This window comes from Pseudomonas sp. LBUM1661 (assembly GCF_059695925.1).
This window is the reverse complement of record NZ_CP166794.1, coordinates 3,643,596-3,663,796: the sequence shown is the minus strand read 5'-3', so window position 1 is coordinate 3,663,796 and position 20,201 is coordinate 3,643,596. Positions and strand designations below refer to the sequence as shown.

The 20,201-nt window shown below is 56.5% G+C and carries 16 protein-coding genes; 5 read left to right on the top strand and 11 right to left on the bottom strand.

Going from position 1 to position 20,201, the window contains the following annotated elements:
- Window positions 1-333: 333 nt before the first annotated feature.
- From ACA057_RS16670 to ACA057_RS16650, 5 genes are all read right to left on the bottom strand, one after another.
- Entirely contained in the window at window positions 334-1,239 is a 906-nt protein-coding gene (locus tag ACA057_RS16670) for a helix-turn-helix domain-containing protein (RefSeq protein WP_497340516.1), read from the bottom strand.
- A gap of 79 nt (window positions 1,240-1,318) precedes the next feature.
- Window positions 1,319-2,206 (bottom strand): phosphatidylinositol-specific phospholipase C domain-containing protein, encoded by an 888-nt coding sequence (locus ACA057_RS16665; RefSeq protein ID WP_497340514.1) that lies wholly within the window; start codon window positions 2,204-2,206, stop codon window positions 1,319-1,321.
- A 96-nt stretch (window positions 2,207-2,302) separates the two neighbouring features.
- Entirely contained in the window at window positions 2,303-3,175 is an 873-nt protein-coding gene (locus ACA057_RS16660; protein ID WP_497340512.1) for a phosphatidylinositol-specific phospholipase C domain-containing protein, read from the bottom strand.
- A gap of 184 nt (window positions 3,176-3,359) precedes the next feature.
- Window positions 3,360-4,664, bottom strand: coding sequence for a glycosyltransferase (locus ACA057_RS16655; RefSeq protein ID WP_497340510.1), 1,305 nt, complete (start codon window positions 4,662-4,664; stop codon window positions 3,360-3,362).
- Between the two features lie 95 nt (window positions 4,665-4,759).
- Window positions 4,760-5,125, bottom strand: coding sequence for a response regulator (locus ACA057_RS16650; protein WP_497340508.1), 366 nt, complete (start codon window positions 5,123-5,125; stop codon window positions 4,760-4,762).
- Window positions 5,126-5,388: 263 nt separating this feature from the next.
- Between ACA057_RS16650 and ACA057_RS16645 the strand changes: the two genes are divergently transcribed.
- The 5 genes from ACA057_RS16645 (at window position 5,389) to ACA057_RS16625 (ending at window position 11,929) form a co-directional block, all read left to right on the top strand.
- Window positions 5,389-8,880, top strand: a complete 3,492-nt coding sequence (locus ACA057_RS16645) for a response regulator (protein ID WP_497340506.1) — start codon at window positions 5,389-5,391, stop codon at window positions 8,878-8,880.
- A gap of 13 nt (window positions 8,881-8,893) precedes the next feature.
- Entirely contained in the window at window positions 8,894-9,709 is an 816-nt protein-coding gene (locus ACA057_RS16640) for a CheR family methyltransferase (protein ID WP_059405182.1), read from the top strand.
- Window positions 9,706-10,299 carry a chemotaxis protein CheB gene (locus tag ACA057_RS16635; protein WP_497340504.1) on the top strand — a complete coding sequence of 198 codons (594 nt, stop codon included), beginning with the start codon at window positions 9,706-9,708 and terminating at the stop codon, window positions 10,297-10,299. The genes ACA057_RS16640 and ACA057_RS16635 overlap by 4 nt, the downstream gene beginning before the upstream one ends.
- Complete coding sequence (locus tag ACA057_RS16630) at window positions 10,293-11,474, top strand: hybrid sensor histidine kinase/response regulator (RefSeq protein WP_497340502.1); 1,182 nt, start codon at window positions 10,293-10,295, stop codon at window positions 11,472-11,474. The genes ACA057_RS16635 and ACA057_RS16630 overlap by 7 nt, the downstream gene beginning before the upstream one ends.
- 77 nt (window positions 11,475-11,551) lie before the next feature.
- A complete protein-coding gene (locus ACA057_RS16625) occupies window positions 11,552-11,929 on the top strand; it encodes a response regulator (protein ID WP_059405185.1) in 378 nt (125 codons plus the stop codon).
- A 131-nt stretch (window positions 11,930-12,060) separates the two neighbouring features.
- Here ACA057_RS16625 and ACA057_RS16620 read toward each other — a convergent pair whose 3' ends face one another.
- The 6 genes from ACA057_RS16620 to ACA057_RS16595 all read right to left on the bottom strand — a co-directional run bounded on the left by ACA057_RS16620 (window position 12,061) and on the right by ACA057_RS16595 (window position 20,155).
- The gene (locus ACA057_RS16620) at window positions 12,061-13,299 is read right to left on the bottom strand and encodes an ATP-grasp domain-containing protein (RefSeq protein WP_497340500.1); all 1,239 of its coding nucleotides are present in this window, start codon (window positions 13,297-13,299) and stop codon (window positions 12,061-12,063) included.
- Window positions 13,300-13,357: 58 nt separating this feature from the next.
- On the bottom strand, window positions 13,358-14,461 hold the full coding sequence (locus ACA057_RS16615; RefSeq protein WP_497340498.1) for a mandelate racemase/muconate lactonizing enzyme family protein: 1,104 nt from the start codon (window positions 14,459-14,461) through the stop codon (window positions 13,358-13,360).
- A complete protein-coding gene (locus ACA057_RS16610) occupies window positions 14,451-15,530 on the bottom strand; it encodes a hypothetical protein (protein ID WP_497340496.1) in 1,080 nt (359 codons plus the stop codon). The genes ACA057_RS16615 and ACA057_RS16610 overlap by 11 nt, the downstream gene beginning before the upstream one ends.
- A gap of 77 nt (window positions 15,531-15,607) precedes the next feature.
- Window positions 15,608-16,579 (bottom strand): hypothetical protein, encoded by a 972-nt coding sequence (locus ACA057_RS16605; RefSeq protein ID WP_497340494.1) that lies wholly within the window; start codon window positions 16,577-16,579, stop codon window positions 15,608-15,610.
- Between the two features lie 406 nt (window positions 16,580-16,985).
- A complete protein-coding gene (locus ACA057_RS16600; RefSeq protein ID WP_497349934.1) occupies window positions 16,986-18,638 on the bottom strand; it encodes an ATP-binding protein in 1,653 nt (550 codons plus the stop codon).
- 14 nt (window positions 18,639-18,652) lie between these two features.
- The gene (locus ACA057_RS16595; protein WP_497340492.1) at window positions 18,653-20,155 is read right to left on the bottom strand and encodes an ATPase domain-containing protein; all 1,503 of its coding nucleotides are present in this window, start codon (window positions 20,153-20,155) and stop codon (window positions 18,653-18,655) included.
- Between the last annotated feature and the right edge of the window lie 46 nt (window positions 20,156-20,201).

Sequence of the window (20,201 nt, the reverse complement as noted above, 5' to 3'; positions counted from 1 at the left end):
CCTTTTCTGCACCCGGTGGGTTACAGAAGGACAGTTATTGTTTTTGTGTCTTCCGATGACAGGAAGAATGTGCACTGATTACAGCCTTCAATTGACGATGAGACAAATCATCCATCGCACTTGAATCGATACTATTTTGCACTGGGGTTTGGAGCGAGAGGTGCGTGGGACGGCTTTTTGGCCGATAGCACCGTTGGAATCTGTACAGGTTTTCGGCATGAATACAAAACCCTGTGGGAGCGGGCTTGCCCGCGAAGAGGCCATCAGATCCAACATTTATATTGGCTGACAGTCCGCTTTCGCGGGCAAGCCCGCTCCCACAGGGGATGGGCGTTAACTCAGATTTTGTTCGGTCAGCCGCTGCACCGCCAACCGCCGGTAATGCGACGGCGTCATGCCCTTGAGCTGCTGAAACCGCCGGTTGAAGTTGGAAATATTGTTAAACCCCGACTCGAAGCACACATCTGTCACCGGCTTATCACCATCGGCCAGCAGCTCGCAGGATTTGCTGATGCGCAGGCGATTGACGAACTCGATGAAGCAGCGCCCGGTGGCTTGCTTGAACACCCGGCTGAAGTAGGTCGGCTTCATGCCCAAATGCTCGGCCACCTCTTCCAGCGACAAGTCACGGGCGTAATGCGCAAAAATGTAATCCACGGCCCGGTTGGTCCGGTCGATATTGTGCTCGTCAGCCAGTTGCGGCGTCGTCGCACCGGACAGCAACTGATAATCGTCAGAGGCCGCGAGCAATTCCAGCAGAATGAAAAAGTGCCCGAGCCGGGTCACGCCTTGGGTATCAGCAATGCGCTGCATCAGCGTCATCGCCTGGCGGATGGTGCGCTTGCAGCGAAACTCGATGCCGTACTGCGCACGCTCCAGCAAGGGCGCCAGCGCCTTGAGTTCGGCGAACACCAGGTGGCCGCTGTCGAACAACTCGTCCGTGAAGTTGACCAGCATGTCGCGCTTGGGCACCACTTCGTCTTCGGCCACCTGGCTGATCCAGTTGTGCGGCAGGTTGGGACCGGTGAGGAACAGGCTTTCGGGGTAGAAGTTACCGATGTAGTCGCCGATGAACACCTTGCCGGAGCTGGCGACGATCAGGTGCAGCTCGTATTCCTTGTGGAAATGCCAGCGCACCAGCGGGCAGGGAAAGCCATGCTGACGATAGATGATGGACAACCCGTTGTGGTCGTCCATCAATTCGTAGGAGGGGTCGGTGACTCTGGCGGTTCGGGACATGTCGGGGCGCTTTTGTTGTTATCGCGCCTTGATCATGCCCCTATCGAGGCGGGCAATGCCAGCTCACCGATTTAAAAAACTAAGGTGTACCTGGCCGCTCATGCAGGGCGTGACCGTAAACGGCTTTCATGCTGCTGGCGCTCCAGCAGTAACGGACGATCTCGGATTCCTCGAAAAAATCGGTGCTGATGATGCTGCAGCGCGTCACCCAGTTTGCCGTGGTGTTGAACCACTCGTTGATACGGTGCTTGATGTCTTGAGGCCCGCCGAGCAAGGAATAACAGGTGGCCGACAGTGACCATAAAAACGTTTCGTGTGGCACACGGGCCAGCGTTGATGCGATGTGGCGTTGCAATTCCGTGGTGGAGGTGAATGTCTGGCCATGCCACCGGTGTGAGATGGCCGGCCAGAAGTATTCACGGTCCAGTTGCGGATTGAAGGAGGCGGCCATGACGATCCGGCGCTGTGCGCTGGATCGCTTGAGCACCGCCACGGTACTCAGCTCGTCGCGGGGCAGGATGATTCGTTGCCCGAGGCGGCGCACCAGCCAATCACTGAGTGCTTTGTGATTGAACGGTTTGTCGCCATCGCCCAGTTGATGAAAGTCCAGTACGATGAACTCATCCGGGTTTCGATCAAGGAATGGCAGCAGCGCATCGATCAAGTCATCCAGGACGCGACCCGATTGATAGCCATTATGGTGAAAGTAAAACACCGGCTCAGGGCCTTCGGTATAGCCGAGGCGTATATCGAAGACCCGTGCGCCATTCTCCAGTTGCCAGGCGAATGTATCGTTCTGACAACTTATCCAGTTCCCCAATAGCGCGTCTTGTTTGGGCGCCTTTTTATCCATGCCTGCGTTATGGGCGCAGGGCCAGACAATATCGCTGAGTTTGAGTTTGTCGATGTCCAGGACTCTACTCATCCAGTTCTGTTTATTAAGCATTGCTGTTTTTTTATCAGTCATTGTTCTTCCTTTTTCTGAGCAAACCCTTCCATGGAAAAAGTGGCTTAGGGTGCATGAAGCCTGAAATTACCTGACGGATAAAAACAAGGGTGTTACTTATTTATTGCGTTGATGGGCCTTGCGTATGTTAGAGGCCCGGCAGTTGTACACCAGACGGGACTCTTCAAAAAAATCCGCATTGATGACGCTGCACCCGTGAACCCAGTTGCCGGCCTCGACATCGAACCAGCGATCGAGGTGTTCCTTGATGTCCACGGGCCCCAACGCGATGCTGTAGCTGGTGGCGGAGAGCGACCAGGGCATCGAACCGGACGGCGGGCTTTTCATCACTTGGGTGATGTGTGCTTCCAGTTCATCGACACTGGTGTCGCCGATGCCGCTCCACTGATGCTCGACTTTTGGCATAAACCAGTCCCTGTCCAACGCCCAGTGGCGCTCAGCCGCCACCCATACTCGCTGAACTGCATTGACCTGTTTCAACTGGCCGAGATTCAAGTGCCGGTTGCTCGAAGGAATGATTCTGGGCCCAAGGTGCGCCAGCAAAAACCGATTGAACTCTTGATAGTCGAAGGCAGTGTTGGCGGGTTCCAATTTGTGGAAATCAAGCAGTACAAACTCGTCGGGGTTTTCCTGGAGAAAGCGCATCAACTGCATGATCAGGTTTTCCATCGAACGGGATGACCGTACGCCGTTGTGCTGAAACCAGAATGTACCTACGCCTCGGGAATCCACGTCGTACTCGACCCGGACATCCAGCGCGCGGGCGCCGTTTCGCAACTGCTCGTAAAAGGAATTGTTCTGGCACGCTATCCAGTGCGCCAAGCCGGGTGCTGCGTAAGTTGCCTTTCGGTCGACGCCGCTATTGTGGGCGCCGGGCAAAATCAAATCGCCAAGGGCCAATGAATCGATGTCTAATGTGGAGGCCATCCATTGACTTGGCTCATAGTGTTCTAATGCTGTATTGCTCATGAATGCATCCTTGCATTGATTAATGGTGCGACTGTTGGTTCGCGCCGAATTAAAGTAGAAAAAGTGCGCGGCAGTTATAATTGCCGGGCACTAAAATGCCAAGCGCCGAGTTGATACAGTAAGTATCAAGTCGGCGTTAAAGTTGCTGTTCGATATAGCCTGTCTGGATCTAGGCGTGCGTTGATTATAGGGCTTCTACCGGATTGCGATTCTTTGCTTCAATCCATTGCGCCATGTACTGAGTGCTTTTATGGTGATGGTGGCGCAACATGCTGCCGGTGAAGTTATCCCTTCTAAGTTGCACGAGATGCTGTTGGCAATCCATCAGCCTTTCGATCAGCGCCGGGCCGTGGACGTATTGCTGGTAACGGCTGGCCAACAGGGGTTGCGCATGAGCCTGGGCGATCAGCCATTGGGCCTTGTCGTCATGCAGCCGAACGGCGTTATCGGCGAACTCTCGAGCGGTCCGGGTAATCGCACCGGGCCAGACTTCGTCGCCATACATGGCTTCGGCGCCAATCGGCGTGGTGACATTCGGCGTGCCGCAGAGCATCGCATCGACAATCTTGCCTTTGACCCCCGCGCCGAAACGCAGCGGCGCCAGGCACACCCGCGCCGCCGACATGACTTGCAAGGCGTCTTCCGCCCAGTTCATTACATGAAAACCCTGGGCCGGGTTGTGCAACGCAGTGGCCTTGGGCGGCGTGTAAGCACCGTAGATATGCAACTGAGCGGCGGGCAATCGCTCGCGGATCATTGGCCAAATGGCGGTCTTCAACCAAAGCACCGCATCCCAGTTGGGCGCATGGCGGAAGTTACCGATGTGCAGAAAATTCGCCCGGTCTTCAAAAGGTACGCACGGCTCGCTCGGCAGATCAACCATCAGCGGGCACCAGAACAACAGGCTGCGTGGCACCTGGAATTGCTCGACCAGCAGTTCGATTTCCACTTCCGAGACCATCAGCGTCAGGTCGCAACGATACATCGCCGCGATCTCCCGTTTGGCCAGGTCCATGTCGGCCATGAACTCGAATTCTTCACGCAACGTCGGCGCGAAAAATTCGCTGAAATCGTTGGCGTCATCACTGGCCTTCAAGCGCTCCTTGAGGCGCTGATGCCGAGCATGCCGCAGGCTTTGCAGGTCGCAACTTTCAAGCACGCGCAGCGCTTCGGGGCAGTGCTTTTCGACGCGCCAGCCAAACTGTTCTTCCATCATGAATTGATCGAACAACACGATGTCCGGGGCCAGTTCGCTGACGAAGGTGTCGAAACTGCTGTTGTTCAGCTCGATCGGCACTTCACGGATGCCCAATTCCGTCAGGTCGGCCTTGTGTTCACCGATCCCGGCCGGGCTGCTGAACGTAATGTCCCAGCCCTGTTGCCTGAAACTCTCGAGAATTTGCATCACATGCCCACTGGCCGCTGAAGAGCGGGGCTCGGGCCAGACGTAACCAATGACCAGGACTTTGGTTGCGCGGGGCTGAATCATCAACGAAATTTCCTTGAAACGGGTAGGGACCGGAAAAAAACGGGGCGCAATTAAACCACAGCCGATCGAGATCCTTGCGTGCGCTTGAGCGGGTCTCAGGACGACGCGAGCATGCCTCTGACCTTGTCGCGCAACTGATCAATGGAGAACGGTTTGCCAATAACCTGCATGCCTGCGGGCACGTCAATGCTTTCGGCGTAGCCGCTGGCGAACAGAATGGGCAGCTCGGGACGCAGCATGCGCGCCTGGGTGGCCAGTTCACGACCGTCCATCACCGGCAAGCCGACGTCGGTCATCATCAGGTCGATGTACTGGTCTTCGTCATTGAGAAACTCCAGTGCCTGTTCGCTGCCGTCAGCCTCCAGCACCTTGAATTCCAGCTCCTCCAGCACATCGACGATCAACATGCGCACAATGGCATCGTCTTCGACTACTAGGATGATGGACGCATCGGAGGACATAGTAAGGGTTCCCAAAGATTGAAATTCACGGTGGCGGGTCGATTGAAATCGCCGGTCTCTTGCATGAGTAAGTGGCGGATCCCGACAAGTTCCCAACGCTTTACAAAAAAGAATAGCCGCGCCAGAGGCAGCAAGGATAACTGCTCCCTTGCACCGTCGCTGGGGAATGTAGGATTTTGCGCGAAAATCTGTCAGATAGTTGGATCAATGTGCCACTTTTGGGGCAAACTCCCTGGTTTTCAACAGTTCGACAAGGCCACCCCATGACCTCCGCGTCTTCGGTTGATGAGCAACGATTCCGCAAACTCCTGAGCCGCAACATCAGCCTGCCGCTGGGTGTTGGTGCCATCAGTGCTGTTTTCTTTGTTTCCCTGATTACCTATTTGCTGTCGACGATCCAGTGGGTCGAGCACACGGACCGGGTGATCAATAACGCCAATGAAGCGATAAAACTGACAGTCGATCTGGAAACCGGCATGCGCGGTTTCCTGCTCAGTGGCGACGACACGTTTCTGCAACCCTACGAAACAGCCAAGCCGAGAATCGCGGTTGCCCTCAAGACCTTGCTTGAGCTGACAGCGGACAACCCGATCCAGACCGACCGCCTCAACCGCTTGAAAGCCCTGCAGCAGGACTGGGCCAACTACGCGCAAAACATGATCGACTTGCAACGCAACGGCGGCGATTACCGCAGCGTGATCAAGGCCGGGCAGGGCAAGCGCCTGACTGACGAGATCCGCAAGCAATTCGAAGAAGTGATCGACATGGAGCAGCAGTTGCGCGCCGCGCGCAACGAGGACGTGCGCCGCACCACGGTGTGGAGCATTGGCCTTTATCTGTTGTTCATCGCCGGTATCAGCGCGATGCTTGCCTACATTGGTCGTCGGGACCTGCTCAATCTGTCCAACAGCTACAGCGCCAACTTCGCCGCGCAAAAGGCCAGTTCCCTGCGTCTGGAGCAACAAGCCTGGCTGCGCAATGGCCAGACCGAACTGGCCGAGCAAGTGTTGGGGCAGCTGTCGCTCAATTTACTGGGCCGCAACATCCTGCAGTTTTGCGCGCAGTATCTGGGCACGGCCGTGGCGGCTATTTATGTGCGCGAAGATCATGGCGGCCTCAAGCGTATCGCGTCCTACGGTTTCTCCCGTGAACAGGAAGCGCTTCAACAACAGATCTACAGTGGCGAAGGGATTGTCGGCCAGGCGGCACAACAGGCTCGTTTGATTCGTCTCGACGAGGTGCCAAGTGACTATTTCAAGGTCAGCTCCGGCCTCGGTGAAGGTCTGCCGCACAGTGTGCTGGTGGTGCCGACCAGCGACGACGACCGGGTCAACGGCGTGATCGAGCTGGGCTTTTTGCGCACGCTGGATGACCGCGACATCGAATTGCTTGAACTGATTGCCGGCAACATCGGCACCTCCATCGAAGCCGCGCGCTATCGCCAGCGCTTGCAGGAAGTGCTGGCCGAAACCCAACAGCTCAACGAAGAACTGCAAGTTCAACAAGAAGAACTCAAGACCGCCAACGAAGAGCTGGAAGAGCAGTCGCGGATTCTCAAGGAATCCCAGGCGCATCTGGAAACCCAGCAGGTCGAACTGGAGCAGACCAACGAACAGCTCGCCGAGCAGGCGCAGATTCTGGCCGAGCAACGCGACACCGTGGACCTGAAAAACACCGAACTGAATCAGGCCCAACTCCTGCTCGAAGAACGCGCTGAAGAGTTGCAGCGCTCGAGCAAGTACAAGTCCGAATTCCTCGCCAACATGTCCCACGAACTGCGTACGCCGTTGAACAGTTCGTTGATCCTGGCCAAGTTGCTGTCGGAAAACCCCCAGGAAAACCTCACCGCCGAGCAGGTCAAGTTCGCCGAGTCGATCTATTCCGCGGGCAACGATTTGCTCAACCTGATCAACGATATTCTCGACATTTCCAAGGTCGAGGCCGGCAAACTTGACATGCGCCCCGAGAACACCAGCGTCGCGCGCCTGGTGGATGGCTTGCGCGGAATGTTCGAGCCCTTGGCGGCGGACAAGCAACTGGATTTCCGTGTGGACGTGCAGGCCGGTGCGCCGTTGATGATCTACACCGACCGCCAGCGCCTGGAGCAAGTGATCAAGAACCTGCTGTCCAACGCGGTGAAGTTCACCGAAAAAGGCACGGTCAGCCTGACCGTGGCCTCGCAGCCGAACGAAGGCATCGCTTTTGTCGTACGCGACTCCGGGATCGGTATCGCGCAGGAGCAGCAGGAAAGCATTTTCGAGGCGTTCCGTCAGGCCGATGGCACCACCAATCGCCGTTACGGCGGTACCGGCCTGGGCTTGTCGATTTCCCGTGACCTGGCGGCATTGCTCGGCGGGTCCATCAGCGTCACCAGCGAACCGGGGCAGGGCAGCGTGTTCACCCTGGTGCTGCCGCAGCAGTACGTTGAACCGGGCGATGAGCCCGTCGAACCGATGAGAGCCTCGCCGGTTGCCGCGACACCGAAGGTCGCTCCGGTCGCGCTGGTGCCGCTGATTGCCGAGGTCGATATTCCGCGTTTCGACGACGATCGTAGCCATTCACCGTTCGCCACCCGCTGCATTCTGGTGGTGGAAGATGAGCCGAACTTTGCGAACATCCTCTACGACCTCGCGCATGAACTGGGTTATCAGTGCCTGGTCGCGCACGGTGCCGACGAAGGTTACGACCTGGCCAAGGAGTTCATCCCAGACGCCATTTTGCTGGACATGCGCCTGCCGGATCATTCCGGCTTGACCGTGTTGCAGCGCCTGAAAGAACACGCCGAAACCCGGCACATTCCGGTTCACGTGATTTCGGTCGAGGACCGCGTCGAGGCGGCCATGCACATGGGCGCCATCGGCTATGCGGTCAAGCCGACCACCCGTGAAGAGCTCAAGGACGTATTTGCCCGTCTCGAAGCCAAGCTGACCCAGAAGGTCAAACGCGTCCTGCTGGTGGAAGACGACGACTTGCAGCGCGACAGCATTGCCCGGTTGATCGGTGACGAGGACATCGAGATCACCGCGGTCGGCCTGGCGCAGGATGCGCTGGAGCTGCTGCGCACGACGATTTTCGATTGCATGATCATCGACCTGAAACTGCCGGACATGCTCGGCAACGACCTGCTCAAACGCATGTCCACCGAGGATATCTGCTCGTTCCCGCCGGTGATCGTCTACACCGGGCGCAACCTGACCCGGGACGAAGAGGCTGAACTGCGCAAGTATTCGCGCTCGATCATCATCAAGGGCGCACGCTCGCCGGAGCGTTTGCTGGATGAGGTGACACTCTTTCTGCACAAAGTCGAATCCAAGTTGTCCCATGAACGGCAGAAGATGCTCAAGACCGCGCGCAGCCGCGATAAGGTCTTCGAGGGTCGCAAGGTGCTGCTGGTGGACGACGATGTACGCAATATCTTCGCCCTCACCAGCGCGCTGGAGCAAAAAGGCGCAGTCGTGGTCATTGGCCGGAACGGTCGTGAGGCGATTGAAAAGTTGAATGAAGTCGAGGACATCGACCTGGTGCTGATGGACGTGATGATGCCGGAGATGGATGGCTACGAAGCCACCATCGAGATCCGCAAGGACCCGCGCTGGCGCAAGCTGCCGATCATTGCGGTGACGGCCAAGGCTATGAAGGACGATCAGGAACGCTGCCTGCAAGCCGGTTCCAACGATTACCTGGCCAAGCCCATCGACCTGGATCGCCTGTTCTCGCTGATTCGCGTGTGGTTACCGAAGATGGAACGCATTTAGTGGAACGTATTTAGTGGAAAAGAACACCGAAATCGAATTGCGGTTGTTGATCGAGGCGATCTACCTCAAATACAGCTATGACTTTCGCGATTACTCCGGGGCTTCGATCAAGCGTCGGGTCCAGCATGCGTTGAGCCAGTTCGAGTGCGCGACCATTTCGGCGTTGCAGGAGAAAGTGCTGCACGATCCGACGGCGTTCATGCAGTTGCTGCAATTGCTGACGATCCCGGTCAGCGAGATGTTTCGCGACCCTTCGCACTTTCTGGCGATCCGCAAGGAAGTGGTGCCGCTGCTCAAGACCTATCCGTCGATCAAAATCTGGATTGCCGGTTGCAGCACCGGTGAAGAGGTCTATTCGATGGCGATCTTGCTGCGCGAGGAAGGCCTGCTCGATCGCACCATCATCTACGCCACTGACATCAATCCGCGCTCGCTGGAAAAAGCCAAGCAAGGGATTTTCTCAATGGAGAACGTCCGCGCCTACACTCATAACTACCAGCAGGCAGGTGGCCAGCGTTCGTTCGCCGACTACTACACAGCGGCGTACGGGTACGCGATTTTCGACAAGACGCTGTGTGAGAACGTGACCTTCGCCGATCACAGCCTGGCGACCGACAGCGTATTTTCAGAAACTCAGTTAATTTCGTGTCGTAACGTTTTGATTTATTTCAACAAAAAACTTCAGGATCGCGCGTTTGGCTTGTTTCACGAGTCCCTTTGCCACCGTGGATTTTTAGTGCTGGGCAGCAAGGAAACGCTGGATTTTTCGGCCTTCGGCAACCAGTTCGAGCCGTTGGTCAAACAAGAACGGATTTACCGTAAATCATGAACAATGCAGCGGGTCTGCCTACCATAGAAGCGATTGTTATTGGCGCCTCGGCCGGCGGCGTAGAGGCGTTGCTGAACATTCTCAGCCCTCTGCGCGAAGGTTTCGTGCTGCCGATCATTGTGGTGTTGCACCTGCCTGACGGGCGTCGCAGCCAACTGGCTGAGGTCTTCGCACGGCGCGTGTCCATGCCGGTTCTGGAAGCCCATGACAAGACACGGGTTGAAGCCGGAACGCTGTATTTCGCCGCGCCCGGTTATCACTTGTCGGTGGAGCAAGACCGCAGTTTTTCCTTGAGTCTGGAAGCCCGCGTGCACTATTCGAGACCCGCCATCGATTTTCTGTTCGAGTCGGCTGCCGATGCCTATGGCCCGGCCTTGGCCGCCATGTTGTTGACCGGTGCCAACCAGGATGGCGCCCGCGGCCTGGCCCAGGTCAAGCGTCGTGGCGGCCTGACCATCGTGCAGGACCCGGACGAAGCCCAAGTCGCGACCATGCCCCTGGCGGCCCTGGATATGCACCAGCCAGACCATATTCTCCCTATACGCGGCATTGGCCGTCTGATTGTCGAGCTGGAACGAAGAGCATGCTAAGTGACATCCAAGCCAAACTGCTGATCGTCGACGATCTGCCGGAGAACCTGTTGGCACTTGAGGCGCTGATCAAGCGCGAAGACCGTACGGTCTATAAGGCACTTTCGGCTGACGAAGCGTTGTCGCTGTTGTTGCAGCACGAATTCGCCATGGCCATTCTTGATGTGCAGATGCCGGGCATGAACGGCTTTGAACTGGCCGAGTTGATGCGCGGCACGGAAAAGACCAAAAACATTCCGATTGTCTTCGTCAGTGCCGCCGGACGTGAGCTGAACTACGCGTTCAAGGGCTACGAAAGCGGCGCGGTGGACTTCCTGCACAAGCCGCTGGATATCCATGCGGTGAAGAGCAAGGTCAATGTGTTCGTCGAACTCTATCGTCAGAGCAAGGCGATGAAGCAGCAGGTTGAAGCCCTGGAGCAGAGCCGCCGCGAGCAGGAGGCGCTGCTCAAACAATTGCAGAGCACGCAGTTCGAACTGGAGCAGGCGGTGCGCATGCGCGATGACTTCATGTCCATCGTCGCGCATGAAGTGCGCACGCCGCTCAATGGCCTGATCCTCGAAACCCAATTGCGCAAAATGCACCTGGCCCGGGACAACGCCTCGGCGTTCACCCTGGACAAGATGCACGCCATGGTCGACCGCGACGAACGCCAGATCAAAAGCCTGATCCGCTTGATCGAAGACATGCTCGATGTGTCGCGCATTCGCACCGGCAAACTGTCGATCCGGCCGAAACGCTTCGATCTGTCGGCACTTGTGAGCGGTTTGCTGCAGAACTTCGCGGCGCAGATCGATGCCGCCGAGTCCTCGGTAACCCTGGACGCCGAGCAGCCGGTGATCGGAAGCTGGGACGAATTTCGTATTGAACAGGTGATTTCCAACCTGCTGACCAACGCTTTGCGTTACGGCGCCAAGAGTCCGATCACCGTGAAGGTGTACAGTGACAACCAGCAGGCGCGAGTGGAAGTGCGCGATCACGGGATCGGCATCAGTGAAGAAAACCAGAAGCGCATTTTCCAGCAGTTCGAGCGCGTCACGGCCAAACACGCCGTCTCGGGGCTGGGTCTGGGCTTGTTTATTTCCGAACAGATTGTGGCCGCTCATGGCGGCTCCATTACCGTCGAAAGCCGGATTGGCGAGGGCGCCTTATTTCGCGTTTGTCTGCCGCTGTAGGAAAACAGCTGGATAAACGCAACCTCTGATCGACCTCACGGTCGTATCAGCAGCTATTGACCGAACAAAGGCTTCCCATGAGTGAAGATGCACAAGACGTCGTATTGATCGTCGAAGATGACCCCTCGATTTTGATGGTGCTGTCGGCCTATCTGTCGGGTGAGGGCTACCGGGTGCTGCAGGCCGAAAACGGCGAGCAGGCCTTTGAAATCCTCGCGAGCAAACCGCATCTGGACATGATGATCACCGATTTTCGCCTGCCGGGCGGAATCTCTGGCGTCCAGATCGCCGAACCCGCGGTGAAGCTGCGACCGGAGCTCAAAGTGATTTTCATCAGCGGTTATCCGCAGGAAATCCGCGAGACCGACAGCCCGATCACGCGCAAAGCGCCGATCCTGGGCAAACCGTTCGATCTGGATGTGCTGCAAGAGCTGATGCAAGAAATGCTCTCGTAAGACCAGTCGGGGAATTTTGGCACCACACCTTCGGGTGGGAGGTGCCGTGAACTGCGATCTTTTGAAAGGCTTGAAAAATCAGAAGATCGCAGTCGCGGCGGATGCGACTCACCAGTGGGAGAGTGCGCCCATCAAGCGATGCTCATCCTGGATTCAATCGTCGACGTCAATTCAAGCAGCTGCGCGCAGAGATCTGTGTACTCAGTGGAACAGCTTATGACTTCACCCAGAAAGCCTGAGTTGTCTTGAGGGGTGTCCGTGACGCGCTCTCCAGATTGTTTCGTGTATCGATAGTCTCGTACCTCGATTCCGAGCTCGGCCGCGATCTGCCCAATATCCGGAAGCGCAGTCAAAACCCCTGACGCCGGTGCTTTAATCAGCCGAATACCGGAGTAGCACAGCGGGTCTGGCGACCTCTCGTCGACAACGCCAGTGACAGCCCACCGCACCCAGATCTCCCAGGGATTCAGATTGTTGAACGACAACGCCGCCAAGTCCCAGATGTGCAGGCCGGCTGGCCGCAGATTTGTTTCTACCGCGGCAGTGAGTCCGGAGCGCGAGAATATTTCGTTGTGGTAGGCGCCGCCGTCTGGAAGCAGTCGGCGCATGTGATTCCCGGCTGCGTCAATCTGACGACGGACATCCTCTGACAACGGTGCAGGCACAATTTGTTGTATTTCTGCGCGGTACAGCCCTGTTGTCGTATGTTTCTCCGTTATCCACGAGCATCCCGCCACGTAATCCCAACTGTACTCTTGAGCATTCTCGATCAATTCTTCGACGATAATTCCACCGTCGTGATATTGCCTCAAGTCTGACCAGATGACGTTGCAGTGCTCGATGGAGGGTACGACATGGCAACCACGACTGTTTCCTTCGTTCACCGGCTTGACGAAAGCTCGGCCGCCGAGCTCAGCTACAGTGCTCTGGAACTGCGCTTTTGATCGTACATGAACGCAACGAACAGGTTTGTACCCTGGAACGTGAGCTTCGCTTTGCGCGTCCCGGTTGCGAAAGGCGTGCTTGTCGAGGCCTGCAAGTGCATCGTGCGGCGCTATTCCAGCAAGCCCGAAATGCGTGGCCAGTGTCGCGCCAAGCAGCACGCCACGGTCTGAAAATGGCAGGACGCCGATGGGTTTGAGTTCAAGCCGATCAAGCTCTGCGCACACCCATCGAGTCGACGTTTCGATGGCGTCATTCCCAAGGGCGCACGCGACGACTTCATCGGCGGCGTGGCGATCGGCTTCTTCGATCTTTTCTGTCACAAGTAGTAACTTCGCGTCGAAGAGTTGATGGCAAGCTCGTTGAATTTTGGGGATGTCGTAAATACGGACGTTGTTGTATCCAACGACGATCAAGCATTTTTCCATGTCGGTCTTATCCTTTGATTGGGGCGCAATGAACGTATTCGGCTCCGATAGCCGCACATCAGCTAATACTGAGCACCGGCTCCAAGCACTCGATCCGTTGTATTCCCAGACCTGGCTTGTCACTCAAGAGAAGCGTATTCATCGACATCGTTGCGCCACCGATAACGGGGTTGCGAGCGATCAACGCCATAGCGTCGAGATCAATGAACCTGAAATGCCTGCCTGAGCAAAAACTCGCCATTGCCGCTATCGCGATGGGAGACTCCATGAGGCACGTCGCCGCACACATCCTGGCGTGCAGGCGCGCGAGGTCGTAAGCCGATCTTGCGGCGCGGATACCCCCCAGCTTCATCAGCTTTATGGCGAGCCCGTCTACGATTCCGTGTTTTGCCAGATCGGCTGCGTCAAGTAGCGATGAGCAACTCTCATCCGCCAGCACAGGAATACGCGAGGCGTCGGTGACTCGACCAAGGCTGGATCTTTCGGTAAACAGCACAGGCTGTTCTATGAAAGACAGATTCATACCGGTAGCGTCGGCCTGTTCCGCAAATTTCAGCGCATCGTTTTCACTCCATGCCTGATTCGCGTCGACGCCGATTTCAATAGATTCCCCAACCGAGCGACGGATCTCGCGAACCCGTCGAAGGTCGTCCTCAATACCCTGCTCGGAGCCGAGTTTAAGCTTCAAGGCAGTGAAACCGTTGCCGACAGCGGCCGCAGCGTCGCTCACCATCTCATCAAGCGTGTTGTGGGAAATCGAGATGCCCGTGGTTATCTGCTGGCTGTCACCACCCAGGAAACGATAAAGCGGAACCCCGGCGGCTTGAGCCAAAAGGTCGTGTAGCGCTATGTCGATTGAAGCTTTTGCCGCCGTGTTCCCGGCAATGGAATGATCCATCGACGTCAGGAACGCTTCAAACTTCGAAACATCCTTGCCCATCAAGGTGGGTGCCAATACGTTTTTTACTACCGATATTATTGAATCGACGCTTTCGCCGTTCATTCGCAAAGAGGGTGTACCTGCTCTGTAGCCACGCAAGCCGCAATCCGTCTCTATCTCGATGACCACGTCCTCGATGTATTCGACACGGCGAAGGCATGACACAAACGGTTTTCGAAGGGGTATGCGCAGCAAACTGATGGACACTCTTTTAATTCGCATCGTATTTCCTGAGTTTCGGTCGATAAGCCGAGCTTGAATTCAGAATGATCATCACGGCGATCACCATGAAGGCCATCCCGGTCAGTGCCAGTATCGGGCCAGATATTTCCGGAGGGGCGTACCGCGACACCAGGGCGCTGAGTCCTCCGCCAGCCCCGACTGCAAGCTCTTTGATAAAAAGACAATTGTCTTTCGCTCCAAACACGTCCAGGTAACTGGCAAAACATTCAACTAGCGAGAGCATCAGTACCCACACAAGTGCGCCAGTCAATGTCGCTGCCTGGAAAGGCCCGGGGAGTGCTATTACGCAGAGGCCGCAGAACATCGCCAGCCATGTGGTGATCATCGAAACCCTGTCATCGGCGAACTTGCCCATAACGCGGATAACCGGTTTTTGAAGAATGACGATGAACACACTACTGGCCAGGACAACCAATCCATACCACGGGGCGAGCGATCCGGTTGTCGACACGATATATTGGGGCAGCAGGGTAAACGGGCTGTACAGTTTGATGCCCATTGTTAAACCCAGGAGCACCCATGCCAATTGAATGGATCGGGACGCAGTGCTTCCTGCGGGTAATTCGACACGGGTCCGAGACGAAACAATATTTCGAGCCACATACGCGGCCAGTAATAGAATTATGAAGCTTGTCAGCGCTATAACAGTGTTGCTTTGGTCTGGAATTGAAAGCGCGATGCCGGCAAGGATGACACCGGAGTTGATTGCAACCTTGTTTCGCGCTGCTGCACCGATGTTTTCGGAAGCGTACGCTCTGATCAGATAACCCGCCACGCTAACACCGGTCGCCAGACATATCGCTCCCGCAATGAGGAATATCTGTCCTGGGATCACGAGCAATACAGCGCCCAATGCGGCTAATAATGTGGCTACAAGTATTGCGTTAGCCTTGAAGTGTGCAAAAAAGAACGGCGAAAAAACCAGAAAAAAGCGACTGCCGAAAACAAGTATTGCATTCGAAACGGGATCAAACCAGACGGTAGCGCGACCCAGAATCGTGTAGAGCGAAGTCGCAATAATGAGTCGAACGATGAAGGCTCCTTTCATTGGATATCCTTGTATTGACGGTAGGCATACCGCGATGTGTTTCTGGATTTGAGGTGAGACCCGTGCTTCTGGCTGCTTTAGAGATAAGCGTCATACCCGGGTGCCAAAGACAAATGATGTCTCGGACCTTTGCTACGAAACAACAGGCGGGGTGTTTCGTTGAGCTTGGTCTTCCGTGCATGAGTGGTTGCGGTATGGATGTCCAGATTCAAAACGGGACGGGCATGCAGCACCTTATGGTTCGCTAAAATAAGAAAAGTACCCGTGGTAGCGGCTGAACAGGTCGGGGTCCACGACGGTATTTGCTGCCTTATCATTCCAATCAACTGCCTGTCGACAGGGTTGGTTGGGACCATGCGCGCGCCGACATCAGTATCAATACGGAAGTCGAGGTAAACCTGTATTCCGTAGGTTGGATCGTACTGAATCAGTTTTCGCTCATGGCTTTTCGAAGTTTCAACGTTTTTCCCCGATCGAAAGCGTGCGCTCATTTGCGCAAGTTGCCTCAGCTCTGTATCACTGAGACCTTCAATTATATTTTTTGCAAGAAAGTACTGTGTCGGCGTGCAGGTCTTGTCGCGACAGACTGTGAGTGCGAGAAGATCGGTTGATTCAACTTCGTACAGATCATCGGAGTGAGGCGTGATTTCACCATAACCATTGCCCCAGTTTCGATACTGTTCGGCGTTTGGTTTGAGAAATATTGCTTTATGATTTTCATAAGGGTACTTGATGTCCCGAAGATGGAACAAATCGCACAATGCTTCGTGAACGATAAAGGCGAGGCAGTAGTTATCCGTTTGGAATACGCCTGTCAAGCATACCGCTGAGATGCCATTTTTCCCGACACTATCAAAGTAGCGCTTGTCGTCTTCATGCAATGTATCGCTGAGCAGGGAAATGAGCTGTAACTTCAAAGTGTGGTTTGACAGATCGGGCCGGTGATTGGCCCACCAGACTTCAACCGGGTCACAGATATATCCTACGTCTCGTGTGAGAACTCGCTCATGACGAAGCTGGTCGTGGATGAACGTCGGAGTCAATTCCATTTAAAGTCCCTTTTAAAACGAGTTGAGAGGTATCCATACCTCGCGCAGCGCATACAGCTTTGTATCGCGCCGTGGTGTATAAAAAGTTTAAACAGAAAACCAAGTAGTTTAACTTGTGTGTTGATGTTGTTAGAACTCGCCGCCATTAACTTCGCGTCTAAGGTTGGACCCGAAGGCGAAAGCAAGGCAATACAAAATTAATGTATAAATATTACGATGCGAAACGGATTCGTGGCATTCAAAGGAGGCCACTGACCGATCCCGGAAGGGGCAGTTCCGCTGTCAGAGACTGTGCTACCGCTCTAACGCAGCATTCAGCGACCCCTATGGGCGCGAAAAGTGAACCTGACCTGTCGGCGCACTGATGGGGTCGTGAAGCTGCGTTTCAAGTCCGGGGAGTGGCGTCTCACACGCGGATCATCTCCCGCACCTTCGCCGTCAACAGGTCGAAGGTGAACGGCTTGGTGATCATCTGCATGCCAGGGTCAAGGAAACCGCCGCGCACCGCCGCGTGTTCGGCGTAGCCGGTGATGAACAGCACCTTGAGTTCAGGTCGATACTGCCGGCCGATTTCCGCCAGTTGTCGGCCATTCATGCCGGGCAACCCAACGTCGCTGATCAATAGATCGATGCGTTGTCCTGAATCGAGAATCGGCACCGCGCTGTCGGCATCGCCAGCTTCGACGAAGGCATAACCCAATTCGCTCAACACGGTACTGACCAAGACCCGCACCGCTGGATCGTCCTCGACGATCAACACCGTTTCGCCATTTTGCGCGAACGGCGCGTGCGGCACGTCGACGGGCTTGTCCTGCGGCACGTCGCCGCCGAAACGTGGCAGGTACAGGCTCACGGTCGTGCCTTTGCCCACTTCACTGGCAATGGCCACATGCCCGCGCGATTGCTTGGTGAAGCCATAGATCATCGACAGCCCAAGGCCGGTGCCCTGGCCGATCGGCTTGGTGGTGAAGAAAGGATCAAATGCTCGGCTGATCGTGCTTTGTGGCATGCCACACCCGGTGTCGGTGACGCTCAGCACCACGTAATCACCCGGATCAAGGTTGCTGTGGGCGGCGGTGAAGCCCGAATCCAGATATTGATTGCAGGTTTTTACCGCCAGTTTGCCACCGTCGGGCATGGCATCGCGCGCATTGATCACCAGATTGAGCAGGGCGCTTTCCAGTTGGTTGGGGTCGGCCTCGGCCACCCACAAGGGTTCGCTGAGCTGCATGTCCAGTTGAATGCTTTCGTTGATACTGCGTTGCAGCAGTTCGCCCATGGACACCACCAGGATATTCATTTCCACGGGTTTTGAGTCCAGCGATTGGCGCCGGGAGAACGCGAGCAAGCGGTGGGTCAGGCCCGCCGCACGGTTGGCCGACGTCACGCCGAGATCGATCAGGCTGTCGAGGTCTTCGATGCGTCCACGGGCCAGGCGCCGGCGCAGCAACTCCAGGCTGCCGATGATGCCGGTCAGCATGTTGTTGAAGTCGTGGGCAATACCCCCGGTGAGTTGGCCGACCGCTTCCATTTTCTGCGACTGACGCAACGCTTCTTCGTTGTGTCGCAACTGGGCGGTGCGTTCTTCGACCTGTTGTTCGAGGGTTTCGAGGGTGTTTTGCAGGCGCAGTTCGCTCTGGCTCAGGTCAATCAGCCGGTCCCTGGCTTCGTACTGTCGTCGACGGCCACGCAACGCAGTGGTCACCAGGCTGATCAACGTGACCGGGTGAAAAGGGCGCTCCAGAAAGGTGACGTTGCCCAGTTGCGGACCGAATCGCGAGGCCGGGTTCTGTTCCGGGCCACCGTGGTAAGTCATCAGGACAATCGGCAGGTCCGACCAGGCCGGCTGTTGCTCGATCATCCCGAGCAGTGGCTCAAGATCACCGCCCAACAGGGCCTCGGAAGAGATCAGCAGTAAACCGGCGCCTTGCTGCAGCTCGGAGCAAAGCCCGATCAGATCCCGGGCGATCACCCCGTCGAAACCCGCTTCGTTGAGCATCATCAGCGCAATCTGACTGTCGCGACCCAGCGGCGCGAGAATGATCGCGCGCTCGGACATCGCTTCCTGGGCAATCACGGGGTTTGATCCCCGAGCAATGGATTGCTCGCGCCCAGATAGGTGGGTACGCCACGCAGCACGCCCTGGAAGGCTTCCAGTGGTTCGCCGATGGTCATGCCCTGCGAGCCGATGCGGTATTCACGAATGGTTGACTCATGGCTGCCCGTGCGCTTCTTGATGATCGAGATGGCCCGGCGAACCTTGCCCAGCGCTTCGAAGTAACGCAGCAGGATGACCGTGTCGGCCAGATACGTGATGTCCACCGGGGCCTGCATGTCGCCGACCAAACCATGCTGGGCGACGGTCATGAACGTCGCAGCGCCTCGGCGATTGAGGTACAGCAGCAACTCGTGCATGTGCAGCACCAGGGCGTTCTCTTCAGGCATCGCGGCTTGATAGCCGTTGATGCTGTCGATCACCACGGTCTTGATGTCGCGCTCGTCGACGCAACGACGCACCCTGTGGGAAAACTCTCCGGGGGACAATTCCGCCGCATCCACTTGTTCGATCAGCAGGTTGCCAGTGTCTTGCAGGGCCTTCAAATCGATGCCCATGTTTCTCATGCGCTCGAACAGCAACCCCAGTTCTTCATCGAAAATGAACAGCGCGGCTTTTTCGCCCCGGGCCACGGCGGCGGCGGCGAAGATCATCGAGATCAGCGACTTGCCGGTACCGGCCGGGCCGAGGATCAAGGTGCTGGAACCGGTCTCGATTCCGCCGCCGAGCAGGGCGTCCATTTCCTTGATGCCGCTGGTCAGCTGCTGGCGGATGTACACGCCGCGGTGCTCGGCAGCGACCAGCCGGGGGAACACGTGTACGCCGTCGCCCATGATGGTGAAGTCGTGAAAGCCGCCACGGTATTTCTGGCCACGGTACTTCACCACACGGATTCGCCGCCGTTCGGCGCCGTAGTTGGGGGTCAATTCTTCCAGGCGAATCACCCCGTGCGCGACGCTGTGCACGGTCTTGTCGAGGGATTCGGTGGTCAGGTCGTCGAGCAACACCACGGTGGCGTCATAGCGCACGAAGTAGTGTTTGATCGCGAGGATCTGGCGCCGGTAGCGCAGGGAGCTTTGGGCCAGGAGGCGGATCTCGGAAAGGCTGTCGAGCACCACGCGGGTCGGTTTGACCCGTTCGACCACTTCGAAAATCTGCTTGGTCGCTTCACCCAACTCCAAGTCCGAGGAGTACAGCAGGCTTTGCTGATGTTGGGCATTGAGCAGACTTTCCGGCGGTGTCAGTTCGAAGATGTGGATGTTTTCATCCAGCTCCCAGCCGTGGGACAGCGCGCCTTGGCGCAGCTCACGTTCGGTTTCCGACAGGGTGATGTACAACGAGCGTTCGCCGGCTCGGGCGCCGGCCAACAGAAAATGCAAGGCGACGGTGGTTTTGCCGGTTCCGGGTTCACCCTCAAGCAAAAACACATGGCCGCGGGACAATCCACCGGCCAGGATGTCATCCAGACCTTCGATGCCGGTGGCGGCTTTTGCACTGAACAACTCGTTAGATGTAGACAAAAAAAGCCCTCTCATGACTAGGGGAAGCGAGGCAGCAGGCCTGAAG